Source organism: Gammaproteobacteria bacterium (genome assembly GCA_036383255.1).
GTDB lineage: Bacteria > Pseudomonadota > Gammaproteobacteria > Natronospirales > REEB76 > DASUBN01.
In genome coordinates this window covers 138,281-157,043 of sequence record DASVOS010000010.1, presented here as the reverse complement: position 1 = coordinate 157,043, position 18,763 = coordinate 138,281, and the positions used below count along the sequence as shown (strand labels likewise).

The window sequence follows — 18,763 nt, the reverse complement described above, 5'->3', positions numbered from 1 at the left end:
CCTAGTGCAAAGTCTCGGATGCCGGCATGGTGGACGGCGGGACGGGCTGTAACTCTTCGTAGAGCAACTGCACGCCCACCCGCACGTATTCCACGATCTCGGCGTAGGCGGTCTCGTCCTCGTCGCTGTCCTCGCCCTCGAAGCCGGCCTGGGCGATCTCGTTCATGTCCTTCAGCACCTCGCCCGTCTCCGGGCTGAGCCCGTCCAGCTTGAGCGCGTCGCCCGCGAGCCCCATGCCGAACAGGAAACCCTGGCACCACTCGCCCAGGGCGTCGGTGCGGTCCGCGAGGCCCGTCTCGTCATCGGGCAGGAGCGGCGCGAACTCCAGCGCGCCGGCGCGCAGGCGCTTGCGGGTGTCATCGCAGAGGTCACTGAGCAGGCGCCGACAGGCCTCCTGCGCCTCCTCCGGGCCGTTCGCCTGGTCCAGGAGCTGGTCCAGCCAGTCGCCGGCCTCGTCCACCCCGGCGCAGAGCGCGCCGCACAGCATGCCGTGGGACTCGGGCGCGTCGCAGGCAGCGCCGGCGCGCCGCAGGCTCTCGTCGAGGTCGTGGAAATCGGTGGCGGACATGCGTCCCGTGCGGGCTTGGAGGCTGTGCATATCGTACACCCCCGCGCCGGGCGCCTCCCACTCTCATATGCGTTGACCGGCATCGGTGTTCTGCCTATATTCGCCCGCCATGAGCACAGAAAAAGCCCGCGCCCTCCTCGACCAGGAACTCAAGCGCCTCGAGACCCGCGTCCAGGAGCTGGTCGGCAAGGTCGGCAAGCTGGATGGCGAGAACCACTCCCTGCGGGAGCGGCTGGAATCCCTGACCACCGAGCGCGCCAACCTCCTCGCCAAGAACGACGAGGTGCGCGGCCGCGTGGAAGCCATGATCTCCCGCCTCAAGTCCCTGGAGGAGAGCGCATGAACGACGACCTGCAGCGCGTCACGGTGCGGCTCCTGGACAAGGAATATCAGGTGGCCTGCCCGGAGGAAGAGCGCGAGGCGCTCCTGGAGTCCGCCGAGATGCTCAACCGCAAGATGCGCGAGATCCGGGACAGCGGGAAGGTGGTGGGCATGGACCGCATCGCCGTGATGGCCGCCCTGAACGTCTGCAACGACATGCTCCAGGGCCGCAACACCAGCCTGAAGGCGGACGAGCGCATGCTGGGCCGCATCCGCATCCTCAACGATGCCCTCGCGGGCGCTTTAGGCGCTCATCACTAGACCGTCCGCGGCCTCCCGGCTGCCTTTACGGCACGACCTGTCAAGCTTGAAAGCGGTCCTAAACGGGCGCATGTTAATCCTCGGTATCTTCTGCGGTGTTCGATACGGGCCGGGTAACCCCTTGAGCCTAATTCAATACCCCGGGATAGGGTCTGGTGATGTCGGTGTGCATGTCCACCTCGCAGTGGAAAGCCTAAAGCGTCCCCGCTCGTCCCACTTGGACCTCCGGTTCAAGGGAATGGCCTATAACGGCACATGCGGAAGGTACCCCTCATTCCCCCCGCTGCCGGCATGACGCGCGACGCGCTGCGCCGGCAGTTGCGCGCCGACCGCCGCGCGCTCACGCCCGAGGCGCGCCGCCTGGCCTCCGTGGCCGCCGCCCTCACCCTCTGCGGAAGCCCCGCCTACCGCGACGCGCGCCGCATCGCGGTGTACCTCGCCATGGACGGCGAGCTGGATCCCACGCCGTTCGTGATGCGCGCCCGCAGCGACGGCCGCGAGGTGTACCTGCCGGTGCTGCCGCCGAAGGAAGGGCCCATGTCCTTCCGTCTCTACCTGCCGGACTCGCAGCTCGCCACCAACCGCTTCGGCATCCCTGAACCCGTGTCCGCCGAGGGTGGCCGCATGGCCAAGGACATGGACCTGGTGGTGACGCCGCTCGTCGGCTTCGACCTCGAAGGCAACCGCCTCGGCATGGGCGCCGGCTTCTACGACCGCACCTTCGGCTTCCTGAAGCGCATGCAGGCGCCGCGTCCGCTGCTCATCGGCTACGCCTACGACTGCCAGAAGGTGGACGCGCTCGGCGCCGAATCCTGGGACGTGCCGCTGCATGGCGTTGCGACAGAGCAACAGTTTTACCCCTTCTCACCCCTCTAAGACGCCCGAAGGACCGCATGAACTACTGGCTCATGAAATCGGAACCGGATGTGTTCGGCATCGAGCATCTCGCCGAGTCACCCAAGCGCACCGCGAGCTGGACCGGCGTGCGCAACTACCAGGTGCGGAACCTCCTGCGGGACGATTTCCAAAAAAAAGATCTGGCGTTCTTCTATCACTCCAGCTGCCCCGAGCCCGGCATCTACGGCGTGATGGAGGTGAGCGGCGCCGCGCACCCGGATGCCACCCAGTTCGACCCCAAGGACGAGTACCACGACCCCAAGAGCACGCGCGAGAGCCCGCGCTGGTACGCGGTGGACGTGACGCTCAAGGAGACCTTCAAACACCCGGTTTTGCTGCAGGAATTGCGGGGTTCCGCCGCTCTCAAGACGCTGCAGATACTGCGCCGCGGCAACCGTCTCTCCATCACCGCGGTGACGCCGGCGGAGTGGAACGCGATCCTCAAGTTGGCGCACGCGAAGTGACGCTGCGCGCTCCCGATGCGCGCTCGCGGATGCATTTCGCGCGATCGATGCACGATGCACACGCATGTTGAGCGGTCAAGATTCTTCTGTTGAAAACTGGAAATTTATTTTTTCTTGTATATACTCAGGAGCGTGTTAAGACAGATATATATCTATCTTTAACCGGGAGGATCACAATCATGGCTAAGAAAGCAAAGATGAAGACCAAGGTTGCTGCCAAACGCAAGAAGAAGGCCACCAAGAAGGCTGGCGGCAAAAAGCGCCGCGCCAAGAAGAAGGCTGGCGGCAAGAAGCGCCGCGCCAAGAAGAAGGGCGGCAAGAAGCGCCGTAGAAAGGCAGCAATGATGCCTATGTAACTAGCCCGAAAGGCTACTTACAAAGAATAGGCCGGCTCATTGCCGGCCTATTTTTTTGTCCCTGAAACGTGTCTTTTGCCCCCGGGCTTCGTTGCCTTCGGGCTCTCGCGATGCTCACGTACTAGAGTACGCTCCGCTCACTCGGCCCTCGGCGCCTCGCCCGAGGGTCAAAATCCATCGTTTCAGGTAGTCTTATTGCACCTGACTAGAGGTTCACGATGAGCGCCGATGAACGCAAGAAACGGGCCGCCCAAGCCGCCCTCGCCTACCTGGATGACGCCCGCATCGTCGGCGTCGGCACCGGTTCCACCGTCAACCACTTCATAGACGCCTTGGGTCCCATCAAGGGCCGCCTCGAAGGCGCCGTCTCCAGCTCCGAAGCCAGCACCCAGCGCCTGAAGGCGCTCGGCATCCCGGTGCTGGACCTCAACAGCGCCGGCGATATCTCCGTGTACGTGGACGGGGCCGACGAGGCCAACCGCCACCTGCAGCTCATCAAGGGCGGCGGCGGCGCCCTCACCCGCGAGAAGATCGTGGCGGCGGCGTCCAAGCGCTTCGTCTGCATCGCCGACGACACCAAGCTCAAGGACGTGCTGGGGGCATTCCCCCTGCCGGTGGAAGTGATCCCCATGGCCAGGAGCTATGTGGCCCGGCAGCTCGTGAAGCTCGGCGGCCAACCGGAGTGGCGCCAGGGCTTCACCACCGACAACGGCAACCACATCCTCGACGTGCACAACCTCAAGATCCTGGACCCGCCCAAGATGGAAGCCGAGATCGGCGCCCTCGCCGGGGTGGTGTGCGTGGGCATCTTCGCCAGAAGGCCCGCCGATGTGCTGCTGATCGCCTATGAAGACAGGGTCGAGACCATCAAACGCTGAAGCGGCGGGGTGCCGCCGGTAATCCAGTCCGGATCGGTGGCTTCGATCTTCCTGCTCTAACGGCTGCGCGAACGCCGGCGCGTGCGGCTCAAGGCCTTCTTCTTCCCCTTGGCCCGTCCCGCCTTCTCCCGCAGGGAATCCTTCGCCCGTTCCAGCACCCGCTTCTTGCCCTTGCCTAGGTTCCGGCCGCCCCGGTTCTCGTAGAAGTTCAGCAGCGACATGGCCGACTGGTAGGGCGTGGTCTTGCGGGTCTTGCTGCGGCGGGCGGACCTGAGCAGCGAGCCGGCGATCTTGTCCGGGTCGCTGGACTTGAAGATGCCGGGCTTCGTGTCCATGGCGTGGCTGGTGCGGGTCACCCGGGCGGACCAGCGCCGCGGGCGCCGGGCGGCCTTCTTCTTGCGGGTGACGCGGCGGGTGGTATGGCGGGAACTGCGGCGGGCGGGACTGCGGGGCTTCTTGCGTGCGGCCATGGTGCACCTCGGGATCTGATGGATTCCGGCAAGCTAGACCCGGAGGAGCGGGAAAGCGGTGACCCAAGTCACAGTGAGACCGCCCTCACACGCACACGCCACAGGCGTGTTGTAAGCGGTCGAACGGGCAGGCAGGACAGCCTGCCCTATGCTGCCCACGTAGCAGGAAGCGAAGCGGGGAAGCTGGCGGCTTCCGCCAGCCAGATTAAGAAGCCGACTTCGACAGGTGTATGCTCCCAGCGTCCTGGGGAGGAAACATGCGATGCGCACACTGATGATCACGACCCTGATCCTATGCCTGGGTATGGCCCTCCCCGTGGCGGCAGCTGCGAAGAAGGCTCCGCCACCCACCGTCTATCTCTCCAACTCCGAGGACGGCGCCCGGATCCACTGTCCCCTGGACAAGATCGTGTGGCTCAACACCGGCACCCATAAGTACTACTTCCGCAGCTCCAAGCACTACGCCAACAGCGCCCATGGGGGATTTGGGTGTCTGGCGGAGGTGAAGGCAGCCGGAAACAAGCGAGGCGACTCCTGACATACACGTGCCGAAGGCATGTTGTGTCGGCCGGGTTTTAGATTATGATAAGTCACCTTGTCGATTGCCCTCCCGGGGTCGGCATGGTTGGGAGGAAGACGTTAGTTAACCTAACTGAAGGAGAACGACCATGGCCAAGAAGAAAGCAAAGAAGAAGGTTGCTAAGAAAAAGAAGAAGGCTGGCGGCAAGAAGAAGCGCTAGTCTTCAAAAAAGCCCCGCGAAAGCGGGGCTTTTTCATTGTGAGGCCGCCCTCACAAGCATATGCCGAAGGCATATCGTGAGCGGCCGAACAGGCAGGCAGGATAGCCTGCACAGTGCTGCCGGCGAAGCAGGAAGCGTAGCCGGGCAGGTGGCGAAGGGTCAGGGCATGCCATGACCCAGAATCTTAGTTTTCCAGCGGCGGTGCAGCTGGCCGCTCGGACCAGCCAGGTTCTTCAGCTCCTGAACCCCTTCGGCAGCGTCCCCTCCACTGCCTCCAGGAACGTCCGCTCCTCCCTCACGATGAACCGCTCCTTCTGGGCCATGGCGAAGTTCGCCTGCGCCTCCGGGTCCGTCCTGAGCTTCACCCGGTACGCCTCATACGCCGCCAGGCTGTCGAATCCGATGAGCGCCCAGGCCTCGTAGTTCGTGCCCTCCAGCGGCAGGAAGTAACCCAGCAGCGCGCCGCCACAGGCGGGGATGATGCGCCCCCAGTTCTCGGCGTAGCGGCGGAAGGCCTCCTTCTGGAAGGGATCGATCTCGTAGCGGATCAGGCAGGTCACGGTCATGGCAGGCTCTCGTGAGGGTATGGGGTCAGATACTGGAAGAGCGCGCGGGCAGGCACAAGCTCAGGGAGACTCCGTCTTCCCATCAGGTACAGGGCCCGGCGGAGGGCCTGACACCTGGGCATCCCCATAGGTGCCGGACAGGCGGCCCAGGCGGGCGAAATCACGGATCATGGCGAAGTAACCCGGCGCATACCGGGTGGAATCCCGCGTGCCGTCCGCCTGCGTCTCGAACAGCGTCATGCCGTGTTCTGCATGGGCGTAATAGGCCAGGGTGAAGGGCCGCCCCTCTCCTATCAGGGACTTGATGCGGCGGCTGGTCTCGGCGCTCGGCGCCTCATAGTCCTCGCCCCCGGCTATCCAAAGCTGCGGCGTCTTGCCGGCACGCAGCGTGGGCATGGGGTCGTAATGGAAAGGCGTGTGCCAATCATATTGCTTCGCCATCGCCCGCAGTTCCTGCTCCGAGTGGGGCAGCAGGAACCAGGTGTAATCCCCGCGCACGTCCTTGTACCAGGGCTCGCCCCGGTACTTCGCCCGCACCGCGTCGAACTCCTTGAACCCGCGCGTGAACCCGCTCGCGAACACGTCCTCCGCCGCGCGCGCCACTTCGAGTGCCTTCGCGATCACCTCCGGCGGATAGCCCTTCTCGCGCATCTGCAGCTCGACCCCTTCCTGGTCCTCCGCGATCACATCCACCGCCAGCCCGAAGCACACGATCACGAAGTCCACCGGTATGCGGTTCGCGGCCAGGGGCGCGACCCAGCCGCCCTCGCTGGCTCCCTGGAAGCCGATGCGGCCCAAACGCACTCCCGCCAGGCGGCGCGCCTCATGCACGGCGGCGGCCGCGTCGTCCGCCAGCAGGCTGAAATCCTGCGTGTACTCGCCGCCGGATGTCCCGGTACCGCGCTTGTCATACACGAAGGCGCCGATCCCCTCAGCCGGCAACATGCGCTGCAGGTAATAGTCCGTGAGGGCGGAATCGTGTTCCGAACCGTGCACCAGCACCACCACCGGCACTTTGCCGGCCCCTGCCGGCATCACCAGCCTTCCGGCGAGCCTGACGCCATGGCTCTTGAAGCTCGCGTCCTTCACCTCGAATGTCATGCGCCGGCCGCGCACACCGCTGAAGCTGATATCCCCGGCCAGGCAATCCGGGAACGTGACGGACACACCGTCGGGGTGCCGGGTCCAGCCCAGCGTGCTGCCCCAGGTGCCGTCGGCTTGCTGGTGCAGGGCGCCCGTCGTGCCGTCGAAGCGCCGCCAGCGCAGTGTCCCGCCCTCGGAGGGCGCGATGTCCACCCGGCTGCCGTCGGCCAGCTGATAGCTGCCGATGTGGCAGTCCGGGGCCGCGCCGGCCTGGGCGAAGGCAGGCGCGAGCAAGGCCAGCAACAGCAGATAGGGGGCCGAGTGTCTCATCGTGTGCATCCTCCGGAGTAAGCCGTGGCCGTTCACCGCGTGCGCTCGATGCGCAGTTCCATCGCCCCGCCCCACAGCACCTCGCGGCCGAGTCGCGCCAGGCGCTCGAGCCCCTCTTCGATGAGCAGGACGGGATTACCCTCGAGCGGGCCGGCCTTGCAGGCGAAGCGGCTGGTGCCGTAGACGACCAGGAGTTCGGGTTCGCTCAGCTCTCCCGCGTAGAGCAGTATCTCCCCTGGCGCGGGCTCGCCCCGGGGATGCTCCGGCGGCAGCAGCAAACCGGGCGGGAAGGCCGCGCCGAGCGGCGACCACAGTGCCTCGCCGCTCCAGCGGGCATGGATCACCTTGCCGACATACGGCAGCGATGCCATCAGGCGCTCACAGGAACGGGGCGCGAGTCCGTGCTGGAGCTTCGCCGTGAAACGCTCGGTGCCGATGGCGGCCGTGAGATGCTCCGATTCTGCGGACATTCGTGTCATCCGGTGCAGGGTCGCGCTCACCCTAGCGCGCGGCGCCGGATGCGGTATTGGACGGTTTCAAGGTGCTGCGCGCAGTTCCCGGCGGCTTTTGCCGCGGTTCGCCCGTGCTATGTTGTAGCCATGCTGCACAGATTCAGCGGAGCCCGCGTCAGCAGGATCATCGACCGAAGCGGTGCCTCGGTGCCCGAGCACGCGCATGACTGGCCCCTGCTCTCGCTCTTCGTGATCGGCGCGTATTCGAACCGGACCGAGCTCGGAGAGGATTTCATCGCCGGGCCGTCCGCCCTGTTCTATGCCGCCGGTGCGGCACACCGCAACACCGCCGGACCCGAAGGCTTCGAGCAGATCGAGATCGAGTTCGATCCCGCGTGGCTCCGATCCGCCCGGCTTCCCGCCGGCCCGGTCCTGCGATGGGTGGGAGGCCGTACCGGTGCCGCATCCCGGGCACTCGCCCAGGCCTGCGCGCAGGATGTGAGCGAGGAGAGGCTGCGGGTGGCGTTACGGCGCTTCCTGGAGATCGCGCGTTCCGAGCCCGGCGCGAAGCGCCCGGATTGGCTCAGCGATGTCACCCAGCGCCTCAAGGCCGATCCGGCCCGCAAGGTCACCGCGCTCGCGCGCGAGGCGGGGCTGCATTCCTCCTGGCTGGGCACGGCTTACCGGCAAGCGGCGGGAGAGGGGCTCATGGATGCCGCCGCCCGTTTCCGCGTCGAGCGCGCGGCCCGCCTGCTGCGCGAGACGGCCCTGCCCCATGCATCCATCGCGGCCGAAGCCGGATTCTGCGATCAGAGTCACATGATCCGCAGCTTCCGCCGGATACTCGGGCGTCTGCCGTCCGCGGTGCGGGAAGACAGGGCGCAGTTCAGGCAGGCCGCGCTTAAACCGGGGATAAAAAATCCCACGCTCTCTTCGTTGGAGGCGGCCGTTACAAAATGATTTATGGATCTGCCTGACTATCGTTAAACCCAGCGAAATAAAGCGCGGCCAGCTCCGGTAACTGGTTTTAGGCACTCCCCGCCTCAAAGCCTACGGACAGGCCGTGAACCCGAACCCCGCCTCTCTCCCGCTTGCACCTGCCCCCACTTCCCCCATCAAGGTTGCCGACCGGAGAAAGACGGCCCGCGGCTTTCGCACCGGCCAGACCGTATGGGTGCGCGGCCTGCGGGACATCCTCCAGACCCTCGACGGCGACGGCAAGCTCGACGGCCTGCCGTTCATGCCCGAGATGCTCCCCTATTGCGGCCGCCCGTTCCGGGTCTCGCATCTGCCGAACCGCACCTGCGTGGAGGGCGCCGGCATCTGCGAATTCACCGATGTCGTGTTCCTCGAAGGCCTCCGTTGCGACGGCTGCGCCCACGACGGATGCCAACGCCGATGTCTGCTGTTCTGGCGGGAAGCCTGGCTGAGCGACAGGCCGCCGGCACGCGCCCCGGCAGAGCCCGCCGATGTGGTGCTCAAGACGAGGCGAGGCGAACGCTACCTCTGCCAATCCACCGAGCTGGCCGGCGCCGCCACCGGGAGGCAGGAAGGCAACCCGGGTTTGGGCAAGCGGCTGGGGGATGACCTGCACGATCTGCGGCTGGGGAACATCAACTTCATGGATTTCTCCTGGCACGTGTCCAAGAGGTTCTCGAGCAGGTTGCGGCGCCTCGCCGGTGCCGGGACCGATGAGGCGGTGCTCGGCAGCCGGAAGAAGACCGAAGCCCTCAGCCTCGGCCTGCAGCCCGGCGATTGGGTCGAGGTGAAGAGCCGCAAGGAGATCGAAGCGACGCTGGACGTGTCCGGCAAGAACAAAGGCCTGCTGTTCGCGCCGCCCATGCTCCCTTATTGCGGCAAGCGCTACCGCGTGGCGAACCGGCTGGAGAAGATGATCCTGGAAGAGAACGGCCGGATGATCCAGCTGAAGGACACGGTGGTCCTGGAGGGCGTCACCTGCGAGGCCTGGGGCTGCCAGCGCTCCAACCTGCAGTTCTGGCGGGAAATCTGGCTGAAGCGGGTGGAGTCCGGCTAGTAGTTGGCGGGTGTATGCTTGAGCAGGGAGAAGCAGGACAGGGGTGTCCGCCATGCCCAGATTGCTGATAGGACTCTCACTGGCCCTGCTCCTGGGTCTGCCCTCCGTTTCTCTCGCCCGTCATGTCGATACCAGCGCCGTCCCCCAGTTCCCGACCGAGCAGGCCGCCCAGCGGCATTGCCCCCGCGACACCGTGGTGTGGCTGAACACGTATTCGGGCATCTGGCATTACAAGGGTGCCAAGTATTGGATGAATACGAAGTATGGGGCGTTTGTGTGTGAGGAAGAGGCCAGGAAGGAAGGGATGAGGGCGAGTTTGGATGGGAGTTAGAATTTAAAACATTACCAACTGAGGAATACGATGGTCACATTGGGAGTGGATCAAGATGGAGCCGATGTCTATGAAGGCGCTTCATGGCTTCATGCCATCTATCCACCTCCTATTTTGACCCCAATTACAATTACCAAACTTGGAGGGAAAATAGAGCCATCGATGGCTTTATATGTCATGCAGGCAGAATATGTCTTTCGTGAAGACAGTTTTGATCCGACATCAAGAATAAAGCGTGGCCGAATCTATCGACGTGATAATACACAGCCACATAATTGCTCTGTTTATCCACATCCCGCTAGGGCAACAGAATACTTAACTAGCAGAAGTGGCAATGGAATTTTTATGAAGTCACTAGTGGTGTTTTATCAACACCAAGTGGCTCATGAATTAAAAGTTACTCCAGCAGTTCAAGCATTAGCCGTGCTTGGCACCAGCTCAGCGTACTCATTGTGGCTAATAGTAGATATAGAAAGAATCCACACTAATGAAGATTTATTGACTCTGCGCTCAATCCGCTCTTCTTCCTCGTTGCCAAATTTGAAAATAGATTCCCTGCCTGCACATGGCAAATCAAAACTAGTGCAAGCTACAGAGAAATTAGCGTTAGACATAAATAAGGCAGCACCAGAATCAGTAATTGATAGAACGCGCGATCTTATGGTTGTTGCATTGACGAGCTATCTAGAAGAAAAAGGATTAGATGTGGCAGGTTTGGATTTAGGACAATTGATCAAAAAGTTTGATGGCCTGCCCGCACAAGACCAAAGGCACATTGCCGAAAATGCAGGGAAAATTATTGCTCGATTACATGCGCGAGCAAAGCCTTCTGAGCGTGGGAAAAGACCGCTTAGAAATATTATGGAACAAGATGCCGAATTGGCTGTATCGTGCGCCGCGGTAACACTTTGCGACTTTAATTGGGCCGAGTGGAATTGAAATTAAAAATACTTCAGGACACTCACACTGGAACGATTTGGCAAAGTCTATGTAATACAACAACAAAACGAAATGCAAAAATGTGCCGGCCCGCGCCCCTTCCTCGCTAACCCGCTCGGCGCATGCCCGCTTGGCAGATACCTCCCTTGACTCACATATTGCGGCGATTATTGGCAGTGAGTAGATTTGCCCGTACCCGGCACTTCCGCCCGCAAAGCGGATATCCCAAAAGGCAGGATCTCTAGACCATGTTGAACCCGTGGGAGTCGGCCATAGTCCGCAACGCCGAGTGGTTCCTCGCGATAGAGGATTCGCACGGCCGCATCCGTGCGCTTGCTGATGAGTACTATGGTGTTCCTGGTGACGCCAGCCTGATTGGTCATGCCATATCGGTACGGATGTTCGCCTGGATCTTGAGCGGCGAACAACGATATTTCGATTCCGCCCTGCGCAGTGCCCGATGGCTTGCCGAAAGACAAGACGCTCGAGGTGGGTGGCACAAAGATGCGGGGTATTCCCTGGACGCCGCGCAATGCGTGATGGAGGGTTTTTGCACCTATGAGCGGCTGAGCGGGGACCGGCGCTTCCATGAAGTGCTGGTACGGGCTGCGGACCGGATGATATCCGGCACCGTCAATCCCGGCGGCACGCTGTCCATCGGCAATCTGACCGAATGCGGCGAATACGCGCATTTCGCGTTCATGGCATGGAAGCAAACAGGCCTCGAACGCCACAGGGCGGGCGGGATGGCGATATTGCAGGCCATCATGGACAGCTTCGACGAGCAAGAAGGATTCTGGGACACCGCCACGGATACCAGGATGCATCCACTCCTGGAGCTCTCGAAACCTTTCATCAGTCCGCTGATGCGGGCTAGCGTCGCCTGGATGGACCTCAAGGGCAAGACCATCGCGAAGATCAGCGAATTCATGTTGCCACTGGTCACGCGAGGGAAAGGGCCGCAGTATGGCATTGGCATGATGGATGCCGAGAGCCTGTTGGATACCCTGGACGGGCGTCTTGAGCTGCCGCGATTACGCCGGCAGACGGCCCGGGCGATCGCGTGGATGGAGCTTAACTGTGCCGGTCCTGTCGCAGGCAGCTTCAAGGAATCGAGGAGCGTCGCCAAAGGCAGGCAAGTTTACCCGGTGAAGGCGATCAACGACGCCGTGAATGCGAGCCTTTGGCCTTCCGCGGCCTATCTGCTGGGGCTCGTCGGAATGAACGACGCGGCCTATGCGGATCGCGCGCATTCCACGGCGGACTGGATCGTCTCGATGCAGGACGAGGATGGAGGCTTCCTTCCCCACCAGGATCCCGCCGGAAAGAAGTATGGGAAGAAGTATGGGAACGTCAATTTCTATGGATGCATGGCGCTCTGGCACTTCAATAGCGTATACGTCAGAAAGACTGAGCCGAGCCGCGCCGTCGCAACGGCTGTCTAGCTGAATGCCTGGGGCCGAGATCGTGGGCAGGCTTTCCTGTCTGCCCGTTCGCGACTTCGCCGCGCACTGTCACAAAAGATTCATATAAACCCTCCCCTGCGATTAAATCGAGAGGTGAGGAGGGGCTAGGAATGAGAAAGTAGTTCAGGTCTGCGGCTAGTCGTTAGCCGTCATCACCACAACTTCCACCACGGCTTCTTTGCCTTTCCAAATATCTGGCAGCTAGCTTGGCGAACTCCGTGCGGAATCGCCCCGTGCTCGAACGGCAAGATGTCGATGAACTGTCCCGCCGGAAAAACGAACTGTAGCTTGGGCATCAAATCATTCATGATCGTCGGGATCTCGTTTCGTTTGCTCACTCCGACGACGAGCATTTGCCGTGCTTCAGTATCACCTTCGATGAAACACTGTGGCAAGTGTGCCTCCAAGATACCGGGTACCTGTGCCACCACTTGCGATATAGCGTCTGCCATCACCTCAGGCATGGGATTGGCCGGAGCGCCAAAGTGAAGTTTCGTTCCCGCGTTAAGTATGCGTTCACTCATTTATGATTTGCTCCCCGAGATATCGAGCAATTCTAATCCCAATATTGGAAAGCCAGCAGGTTGGCGAGAAGTGGCGGCGCTACGCTTTCCCTGCTTCGCGCCGCTCCACGCAGCCCCGGTCCCACCGGGGCGCGCGGCGCATGCGCCGCGCCCTACCGCCAGACGATCCCCCAATGATGAGAATGACGCAGCGGTAGGACTGCGGACTCTGACGACGCGGATTTCAACCTTGGTTCGGATCCGGACCCCAGCCCATAAAATAAAAAGGCCCTGCATTCGCAGGGCCTTCTCATTGGCTGGGGGACTAGGATTCGAACCTAGGTTGGCGGAGTCAGAGTCCGCAGTCCTACCGCTAGACGATCCCCCAATAACCTAGCTCTGACGGGATCGCTCTATTAACGCTTGCTGTACTGCGGCGCGCGGCGAGCCTTGTGCAGGCCGACCTTCTTGCGCTCCACGGCGCGGGCGTCGCGGGTCACGAAGCCGGCCTTGCGCAGCGGCGAGCGGTTGGCCTCGTCGTACTCGATGAGCGCGCGGGTCAGGCCGTGGCGGATGGCGCCGGCCTGGCCGGTGGTGCCGCCGCCCTCGACGGTCACGTCCACGTCCACCGACTCGTTCATCTTCAGTACGTCGAGCGGCTGGCGCACGATCATGCGGGCGGTGACGCGGCCGAAGTACTCGTCCAGCGGCTTGCCGTTGATCATGATGCGGCCGCGGCCGGACTTGATGAAGACGCGGGCCTTGCCCGTCTTGCGACGACCGGTGCCGTAGTTTGCAGTGGCTGCCATTTTCAGTGTTCTCTGGATTGAATAGTTAGATGTCGAGTTTCTGGGGCTGCTGGGCCGTGTGCTTGTGGTCGGCGCCGGCGTAGACCTTGAGCTTCTTGAACATGGCGCGGCCCAGCGGGTTCTTGGGCAGCATGCCCTTCACCGCGATCTCGATGGCGCGCTCGGGGTGCTCCTGCAGCATCTTGCCGAGGCTGGTGTGCTTCATGTTGCCGATGTAGCCGGTGTGCCAGTGGTACATCTTGTCGGTCATCTTGTTGCCGGTGGCGGCGACCTTGCCGGCGTTGATCACCACGATGTAGTCACCGGTGTCCACGTGCGGGGTGTACTCGGGCTTGTGCTTGCCGCGCAGGCGGCGGGCGATCTCGGCGGACAGGCGGCCGAGGGTCTTGCCGGAGGCGTCGACCACGTACCAGTCGCGCTTTACGGTCTCGTTCTTGGCGAAAAACGTCTTCATGGACCTGAAACTCCGGGCAAGGCCAAATGGGGTCGAAAAAGAGCCGGCAATCTTACCGGGGAGACCCTTGTCTTTCAAGCGCTTAGGCGATTTTTTGGCCTCCGGAGGGGGCCGGGAAGGGCCGGGGACGAGCGGGATTAAGGCTTCAAAATCAGGCGCTTAACGGCTCGGCAGGCGCAGCCTTTCGACGATGCGGCCGTTCTTGAGATGCTCGGTCACGATCTCTTCTATATCGTCCTGGTCCGCATAGGTGTACCAGACCTCTTCGGGGTAGACCACGGCCACCGGGCCCTCGCTGCAGCGGTCCATGCAGCCGGCCTTGTTGACCCGCACCCCGCCCGGGCCGGCGAGGCCGAGCTCCTTCACCCGCTTCTTGGCGTACTCCCGCAGGGCGTCGGCCCCGTGGTCCTGGCAGCAGGGGGATCCGTCGTGCCGCTGGTTGGTGCAGAAGAAGATGTGGTGGCGGTAGTAGGACATGGCTTCTATATAGAGACTCCGAATCTCCAATTCTACTCCCGTCGGCCAAGCCCGCCGGGACCTGTCGTACCTCTGGAAAATCCGTCCCTGGATTTTCCAAATGCGGCGAGATCCGGGGCAAGCCCGGACTCGCCTTCGCGGGGCTGTCCTGCCCCGCCACTCTCCTTTTCTCGCTACTATCTACCGATATATGTCCGCCCCCGCCTTCCCCCTGGCCGATGCCGACAAGTGCGTCAAATGCGCGCTCTGCCTGCCCCACTGCCCCACCTATAAGGCCAGCAAGGACGAAGGCGAGTCGCCCCGTGGACGTATCTCCCTCATGCAGGGGCTCGCCACCGGCGCCCTGGAGATCACCCCGCGCCTGGAGGCGCACCTGGACCAGTGCCTGGCCTGCCGCGCCTGCGAGGCGGTGTGCCCGGCGGAGGTGCCCTACGGCAAGCTCATCGACGCGGCGCGCCTGGAACTGGAGCGCCGCGGCCACGGCGAGCCGCTGCACGCCCGGCTCTTCGCCTGGGCGGTGCGCAGCAACCTGCGCCGCCGCCTGCTGCACCGCCTGCTGCGTCTCTCGGAGCGGCTCGGCATCACGGCCTGGGTGCAGAAATCGGGTCCGAAGTCCTGGCGCCGCCTCGCGCGTCTCCTGCCGGAGCCGCCGAAGCCCCGGCACTGGGACCCGGTCTACGAGCCCCGCAAGGCCAGCGGCGAGAGCGTGTCCCTGTTCCTGGGTTGCGTGGCGGACATGAGCCAGCCCCAGATCACCGCCTCCGCCATCGCGTTGCTGAACGCGCTGGGCATCGAGGTGCGCATCCCGGAAGGCCAGGGCTGCTGCGGCGCCCTGGATCAGCACGCGGGACGGCCTGAGCAGGCGGCGCGTCTCGCCCGCGCGAACCTCGCGGCCTTCACGGGCGATGCGCCGATCCTCGGCACCGCCAGCGGCTGCACCGCGAGCCTGCAGGAGTACGACCAGGTGGCGGGGCCGGATGGCATGGCCTTCGCCCTGCGCGCCCAGGACATCGGCGCCTGGCTCATGCGCCACCCCGTGCTGCCGAAGATCGAGTTCAAGCCCTGGAAGGCCCGCGCCCTGGTGCAGTCCCCCTGCACCCTGCGCAACGTGCTGCGCGCCGAGAAGGCCGCGGTGGACATGCTCAAGCTCATCCCGGAGCTCAAGGTGAAGCCCCTGCCCGCGAGCCTGGGCTGCTGCGGCGCCGCCGGCAGCTACATGCTCACGGAGCCGGAGAAGGCCGACGCCTTCGCGGACGCCTACGCCGCCGTGATCCAGGAGCAGAAGCCGGACGTGCTCATCACTTCCAACGTGGGCTGCGCACTGCACCTCAAGGCCGCCCTCACGCGGCGCGGCGTGAACATCGCGGTGCTGCATCCCATCGAGGTGCTGGCGCAGCAACTGCCGGACGCGCTGTACCGTCCAGGTTTGGATATCACCACGCGTTACCGGCAAAACGCGTCTTTTGCTCCCTAGCTTCGTTGCGCTTCGGACTCGCAGTCGGTCATGCACACCAGGAGTGCACTCCCTCCTGCTCGCCTCGCGCGCCTCGCTAGGAAGCAAAATCCATCGTTTTAGGGATAACCTATAGGCATATGGCTATGCCTCGCACAGCCCTATCTTCCACCGTGGCGCAGGTCCTGCTGTACGGCACGCTGCTGGCGGCCGGCGCCTTCGCCCTGAGCTGGCTCGATTTCCAGCGCCTGGCACGCACCTACTCTTTCGACATCTTCGTCACGCTCATCGCCGTGGCCTTCCTGGCCCTGGGCGCCTGGCTCGGCGCGCGGCTGTTCCGTAGCGCGCCCCAGGCGGCGCCCTTCGACGGCAACCCCAAGGCCCTGGAGACCTTGGGGATCAGCCCGCGGGAGCTGTCGGTGCTGCAGGAGCTGGCGGCGGGCCGCTCCAACAAGGAGATCGCCCAGCGCCTCTCGGTCTCGCCCAACACCGTTAAGACCCACACCGCGCGGCTGTTCGAGAAATTGGGAGCGAAACGCCGCACGGATGCCATCAACAGAGCGAGGGAATTGGGTCTTCTGCCTTGAATTTAGGGTGATCCGCCAAGAATCATCCGTTTGGGCGATTGTCCGGGGAACTTGGAAGGCGCCGAATGGCGCCACCTGAAACTAGGGGAGTGAACCCATGATCCGCATGATCCTCGTCTATGGCCTCATCGCCGGCCTCCTGGTCGGCGTGCCGCTGTCCATCATCGCCACCACCATGCACATCGCCGGCCCCTTGGGGATGGTGGTGGGCTACCTCCTGATGCTGGTGGCCCTGAGCATGGTGTTCGTGGCCATCAAGCGCCGCCGCGACCGCGACCAGGGTGGCGTGATCCGCTTCTGGCCGGCCTTCGGCTTGGGGCTCGGCATCAGCTTCGTGGCCGGCCTCATCTACGTGGCGGCCTGGGAGGCCGCCGTCGCCGCCACCCACATGGACTTCGCCACGGCCTATGCCAACGGCATCATCGCCCAGCAGAAGGCCCAGGGCGTCACCGGCGCCGCGCTGGACAAGGTCGTGACCCAGATGGAGGAGTTCAAGCTGCAGTACGCGAACCCGCTCTACCGCCTGCCCATGACCTTCATCGAGATCTTCCCCGTCGGCGTGCTGGTGTCGCTGGTTTCCGCAGCACTGCTTCGTAACAGCCGTTTCATGGCGGCGCGGAGGGCCTAAACGCATCTTTCGCTTCCTGGCGGCGTGACGGTACCAAGAAGTTCGCCTTCGTCGATCGGCGGGTGTCTCATCCAGTTCGCCGAGGAAATAGCGGGCTGAGCTGCGGCCTATAATCGCCATTGGCTATTACCGGCCTGATAGGGGGATGGCGATGAAGATGGCACGCGTGATCCTGTTCACGGCCCGCATGGACGCCATGAGCACCTTCTACGGGAAGGTGCTGGGCCTCAAGCAGGTCACGGACGAGAAGGGCTGGAAGGAATTCGCCGCCGGTGGCACACGGGTCGCCCTGCATTCCGGCCCCGCTTCGCCCGGCCGCAAGGGCCCAAAGCTGGTGTTCCAGGCCAAGGATGTGACCGCCCTGCGGGCGAAACTCGTCGCCAGGGGCGCCCGCTTCGGCAAGGTCCGGGATGCGGGAGATTTCTGCCTCTGCGACGGCAAGGACCCGGACGGCAACCCGATCCAGCTCTCGAACAGGTGACCTGCACCGGGCATATAATTCGGTGCATGACCACCCGCCGCCTGACGCCCTTCGACAAAGTGCTCTCCGAGCTGGAGCATGCCCTGCGCACCTCCACCGGCGGCGGCGTGCGGGCGGCGGCGCGGCCCAACCCGGCGGCGAAGCTGCCGCTGGCGGATGAGCTGGACGAGGCGCAGCGCCAGGAAGCGGCGCGCCTCATGCGCGTGAACCACGCCGGCGAGATCGCGGCCCAGGCCCTCTACCAGGGCCAGGCCTTCATGGCGCGGGACCCGAAGGTGCAGGCCGCCATGGCCAAGTCCTCCGACGAGGAGGTGGACCATCTCGCCTGGTGCGAGCAGCGGCTCAAGGAACTGGATGGTTCGGTGAGCAAGCTCGATCCCTTCTGGTACGCCGGCTCCTTCGCCCTGGGCGCGCTCGCGGGCCTCGCGGGCGACGCGGTAAGCCTGGGGTTCCTGGGCGAGACCGAGCGGCAGGTGGTACGGCATCTCGATGGACACCTGAAGCGCCTGCCGGAACAGGACCGGCGCAGCCGCGCGATCCTCGAGCAGATGCGGGACGACGAGGCCCGCCACGGCGCCGAGGCGGAGCGCGCCGGCGGCAGGCCGCTGCCGGCGCCGGTGTGCGCCTGCATGCAGCTCATGTCGAAGGTGATGACGACGACGGCCTATTGGATCTGATTTCCCTTCGATCCCACGCCCTGCCGGGCGCAGCCGCTTTTAAGTGAAAGCCATGACGATGAGAGCCAGGCCTATGGCGAGCATCGCATAGGCGCGTCCCTTGCTGCGGCTGAAGCTGATGTTCTTGCGCTCGGGCTTCATGATGTAGCGCATGTTCTCGAAGTTGTTGAAGCGGCTGTTCTTCACTTCCTCGGAGTTGAGCCAGTGCTCCGCGCCCGGCTCCTGTCCCGCGTTCTTCGCGCTCCACAGCAGCAGCCCGCCGTACACGCAGGCCATGAGTCCGGTCACCAGGTACAAGAAACTCATTTTGGACACGGAAGTTTTCCCTCAAGCTCGGCTGGACAGCGCCCCACGAAGGCGCGCCATTCTATCCAGGCCCTCGCCGGAGCGACATGGGCGGCCGCGGATGGGTCGTATAAGCGACTGTTTTCCCAGGAGAATTCTTGGGGCGCGCTTGGGAAAGACGGGGGAAATACC

Annotated in this window: 26 protein-coding genes, 1 tRNA gene and 1 other RNA gene; 17 read left to right on the top strand and 11 right to left on the bottom strand. The window is 63.7% G+C overall.

Features of this window, described 5'->3' with window-relative positions; translation table 11 throughout:
• Position 1: 1 nt before the first annotated feature.
• Entirely contained in the window at positions 2 to 598 is a 597-nt protein-coding gene (locus tag VF651_06700; GenBank protein ID HEX7965389.1) for a UPF0149 family protein, read from the bottom strand.
• A 79-nt stretch (positions 599 to 677) separates the two neighbouring features.
• Here VF651_06700 and VF651_06695 point away from each other — a divergent pair, with 79 nt between their 5' ends.
• The 7 genes from VF651_06695 to rpiA all read left to right on the top strand — a co-directional run bounded on the left by VF651_06695 (position 678) and on the right by rpiA (position 3,805).
• Positions 678 to 911 carry a TIGR02449 family protein gene (locus VF651_06695; GenBank protein HEX7965388.1) on the top strand — a complete coding sequence of 78 codons (234 nt, stop codon included), beginning with the start codon at positions 678 to 680 and terminating at the stop codon, positions 909 to 911.
• Complete coding sequence (locus VF651_06690; protein HEX7965387.1) at positions 908 to 1,210, top strand: cell division protein ZapA; 303 nt, start codon at positions 908 to 910, stop codon at positions 1,208 to 1,210. Before VF651_06695 ends, VF651_06690 begins: the two co-directional genes overlap by 4 nt.
• Before the next feature lie 84 nt (positions 1,211 to 1,294).
• Positions 1,295 to 1,478: non-coding RNA, 6S RNA (ssrS, locus tag VF651_06685), on the top strand.
• Positions 1,479 to 1,501: 23 nt separating this feature from the next.
• The gene (locus tag VF651_06680; GenBank protein HEX7965386.1) at positions 1,502 to 2,086 is read left to right on the top strand and encodes a 5-formyltetrahydrofolate cyclo-ligase; all 585 of its coding nucleotides are present in this window, start codon (positions 1,502 to 1,504) and stop codon (positions 2,084 to 2,086) included.
• A gap of 17 nt (positions 2,087 to 2,103) precedes the next feature.
• A complete protein-coding gene (locus VF651_06675; protein ID HEX7965385.1) occupies positions 2,104 to 2,571 on the top strand; it encodes an EVE domain-containing protein in 468 nt (155 codons plus the stop codon).
• A gap of 179 nt (positions 2,572 to 2,750) precedes the next feature.
• On the top strand, positions 2,751 to 2,927 hold the full coding sequence (locus tag VF651_06670; GenBank protein HEX7965384.1) for a hypothetical protein: 177 nt from the start codon (positions 2,751 to 2,753) through the stop codon (positions 2,925 to 2,927).
• A gap of 218 nt (positions 2,928 to 3,145) precedes the next feature.
• On the top strand, positions 3,146 to 3,805 hold the full coding sequence (gene rpiA, locus VF651_06665) for a ribose-5-phosphate isomerase RpiA (protein ID HEX7965383.1): 660 nt from the start codon (positions 3,146 to 3,148) through the stop codon (positions 3,803 to 3,805).
• Positions 3,806 to 3,861: 56 nt separating this feature from the next.
• Here the strand turns inward: rpiA and VF651_06660 are convergent, their stop codons facing one another.
• Entirely contained in the window at positions 3,862 to 4,275 is a 414-nt protein-coding gene (locus VF651_06660) for a DUF3175 domain-containing protein (protein ID HEX7965382.1), read from the bottom strand.
• A gap of 262 nt (positions 4,276 to 4,537) precedes the next feature.
• Between VF651_06660 and VF651_06655 the strand changes: the two genes are divergently transcribed.
• Positions 4,538 to 4,813 (top strand): hypothetical protein, encoded by a 276-nt coding sequence (locus VF651_06655; protein HEX7965381.1) that lies wholly within the window; start codon positions 4,538 to 4,540, stop codon positions 4,811 to 4,813.
• Between the two features lie 435 nt (positions 4,814 to 5,248).
• On the opposite strand, the gene VF651_06650 is transcribed toward VF651_06655, so the two are convergent.
• Genes VF651_06650 through VF651_06640 form a run of 3 tightly spaced genes read right to left on the bottom strand, consistent with a single transcriptional unit; the run spans position 5,249 to position 7,464 of the window.
• Positions 5,249 to 5,581 carry an NIPSNAP family protein gene (locus VF651_06650; GenBank protein HEX7965380.1) on the bottom strand — a complete coding sequence of 111 codons (333 nt, stop codon included), beginning with the start codon at positions 5,579 to 5,581 and terminating at the stop codon, positions 5,249 to 5,251.
• Between the two features lie 60 nt (positions 5,582 to 5,641).
• Complete coding sequence (locus VF651_06645) at positions 5,642 to 6,994, bottom strand: alpha/beta hydrolase (protein ID HEX7965379.1); 1,353 nt, start codon at positions 6,992 to 6,994, stop codon at positions 5,642 to 5,644.
• Between the two features lie 32 nt (positions 6,995 to 7,026).
• Positions 7,027 to 7,464, bottom strand: a complete 438-nt coding sequence (locus VF651_06640) for a DUF3830 family protein (protein HEX7965378.1) — start codon at positions 7,462 to 7,464, stop codon at positions 7,027 to 7,029.
• 129 nt (positions 7,465 to 7,593) lie between these two features.
• Here VF651_06640 and VF651_06635 point away from each other — a divergent pair, with 129 nt between their 5' ends.
• The 4 genes from VF651_06635 (at position 7,594) to VF651_06620 (ending at position 12,196) form a co-directional block, all read left to right on the top strand.
• Positions 7,594 to 8,406: an AraC family transcriptional regulator gene (locus VF651_06635; protein HEX7965377.1), complete on the top strand. Its 813-nt coding sequence runs from the start codon at positions 7,594 to 7,596 to the stop codon at positions 8,404 to 8,406.
• A gap of 103 nt (positions 8,407 to 8,509) precedes the next feature.
• Positions 8,510 to 9,481 carry a hypothetical protein gene (locus VF651_06630; protein ID HEX7965376.1) on the top strand — a complete coding sequence of 324 codons (972 nt, stop codon included), beginning with the start codon at positions 8,510 to 8,512 and terminating at the stop codon, positions 9,479 to 9,481.
• Positions 9,482 to 9,842: 361 nt separating this feature from the next.
• A complete protein-coding gene (locus VF651_06625) occupies positions 9,843 to 10,751 on the top strand; it encodes a hypothetical protein (protein HEX7965375.1) in 909 nt (302 codons plus the stop codon).
• A gap of 248 nt (positions 10,752 to 10,999) precedes the next feature.
• Positions 11,000 to 12,196 (top strand): prenyltransferase/squalene oxidase repeat-containing protein, encoded by a 1,197-nt coding sequence (locus tag VF651_06620; GenBank protein ID HEX7965374.1) that lies wholly within the window; start codon positions 11,000 to 11,002, stop codon positions 12,194 to 12,196.
• A gap of 173 nt (positions 12,197 to 12,369) precedes the next feature.
• On the opposite strand, the gene VF651_06615 is transcribed toward VF651_06620, so the two are convergent.
• The 5 genes from VF651_06615 to VF651_06595 all read right to left on the bottom strand — a co-directional run bounded on the left by VF651_06615 (position 12,370) and on the right by VF651_06595 (position 14,460).
• The gene (locus VF651_06615) at positions 12,370 to 12,741 is read right to left on the bottom strand and encodes an enhanced serine sensitivity protein SseB C-terminal domain-containing protein (GenBank protein HEX7965373.1); all 372 of its coding nucleotides are present in this window, start codon (positions 12,739 to 12,741) and stop codon (positions 12,370 to 12,372) included.
• A 293-nt stretch (positions 12,742 to 13,034) separates the two neighbouring features.
• Positions 13,035 to 13,108 (bottom strand) — tRNA-Gln (locus tag VF651_06610).
• A gap of 28 nt (positions 13,109 to 13,136) precedes the next feature.
• The gene (gene rpsI / locus VF651_06605) at positions 13,137 to 13,529 is read right to left on the bottom strand and encodes a 30S ribosomal protein S9 (protein HEX7965372.1); all 393 of its coding nucleotides are present in this window, start codon (positions 13,527 to 13,529) and stop codon (positions 13,137 to 13,139) included.
• 25 nt (positions 13,530 to 13,554) lie between these two features.
• Positions 13,555 to 13,983, bottom strand: coding sequence for a 50S ribosomal protein L13 (gene rplM, locus VF651_06600; protein HEX7965371.1), 429 nt, complete (start codon positions 13,981 to 13,983; stop codon positions 13,555 to 13,557).
• A 159-nt stretch (positions 13,984 to 14,142) separates the two neighbouring features.
• Positions 14,143 to 14,460 (bottom strand): (2Fe-2S) ferredoxin domain-containing protein, encoded by a 318-nt coding sequence (locus VF651_06595; protein HEX7965370.1) that lies wholly within the window; start codon positions 14,458 to 14,460, stop codon positions 14,143 to 14,145.
• A 190-nt stretch (positions 14,461 to 14,650) separates the two neighbouring features.
• Between VF651_06595 and VF651_06590 the strand changes: the two genes are divergently transcribed.
• The 5 genes from VF651_06590 to coq7 all read left to right on the top strand — a co-directional run bounded on the left by VF651_06590 (position 14,651) and on the right by coq7 (position 18,286).
• Entirely contained in the window at positions 14,651 to 15,934 is a 1,284-nt protein-coding gene (locus tag VF651_06590) for a (Fe-S)-binding protein (protein HEX7965369.1), read from the top strand.
• 125 nt (positions 15,935 to 16,059) lie between these two features.
• A complete protein-coding gene (locus VF651_06585; GenBank protein ID HEX7965368.1) occupies positions 16,060 to 16,500 on the top strand; it encodes a response regulator transcription factor in 441 nt (146 codons plus the stop codon).
• Positions 16,501 to 16,597: 97 nt separating this feature from the next.
• Positions 16,598 to 17,128 (top strand): DUF4199 domain-containing protein, encoded by a 531-nt coding sequence (locus VF651_06580; GenBank protein HEX7965367.1) that lies wholly within the window; start codon positions 16,598 to 16,600, stop codon positions 17,126 to 17,128.
• Between the two features lie 151 nt (positions 17,129 to 17,279).
• Positions 17,280 to 17,609 carry a VOC family protein gene (locus VF651_06575; protein HEX7965366.1) on the top strand — a complete coding sequence of 110 codons (330 nt, stop codon included), beginning with the start codon at positions 17,280 to 17,282 and terminating at the stop codon, positions 17,607 to 17,609.
• 26 nt (positions 17,610 to 17,635) lie between these two features.
• On the top strand, positions 17,636 to 18,286 hold the full coding sequence (coq7, locus tag VF651_06570) for a 2-polyprenyl-3-methyl-6-methoxy-1,4-benzoquinone monooxygenase (GenBank protein HEX7965365.1): 651 nt from the start codon (positions 17,636 to 17,638) through the stop codon (positions 18,284 to 18,286).
• Positions 18,287 to 18,325: 39 nt separating this feature from the next.
• Here coq7 and VF651_06565 read toward each other — a convergent pair whose 3' ends face one another.
• On the bottom strand, positions 18,326 to 18,592 hold the full coding sequence (locus tag VF651_06565) for a hypothetical protein (protein HEX7965364.1): 267 nt from the start codon (positions 18,590 to 18,592) through the stop codon (positions 18,326 to 18,328).
• Between the last annotated feature and the right edge of the window lie 171 nt (positions 18,593 to 18,763).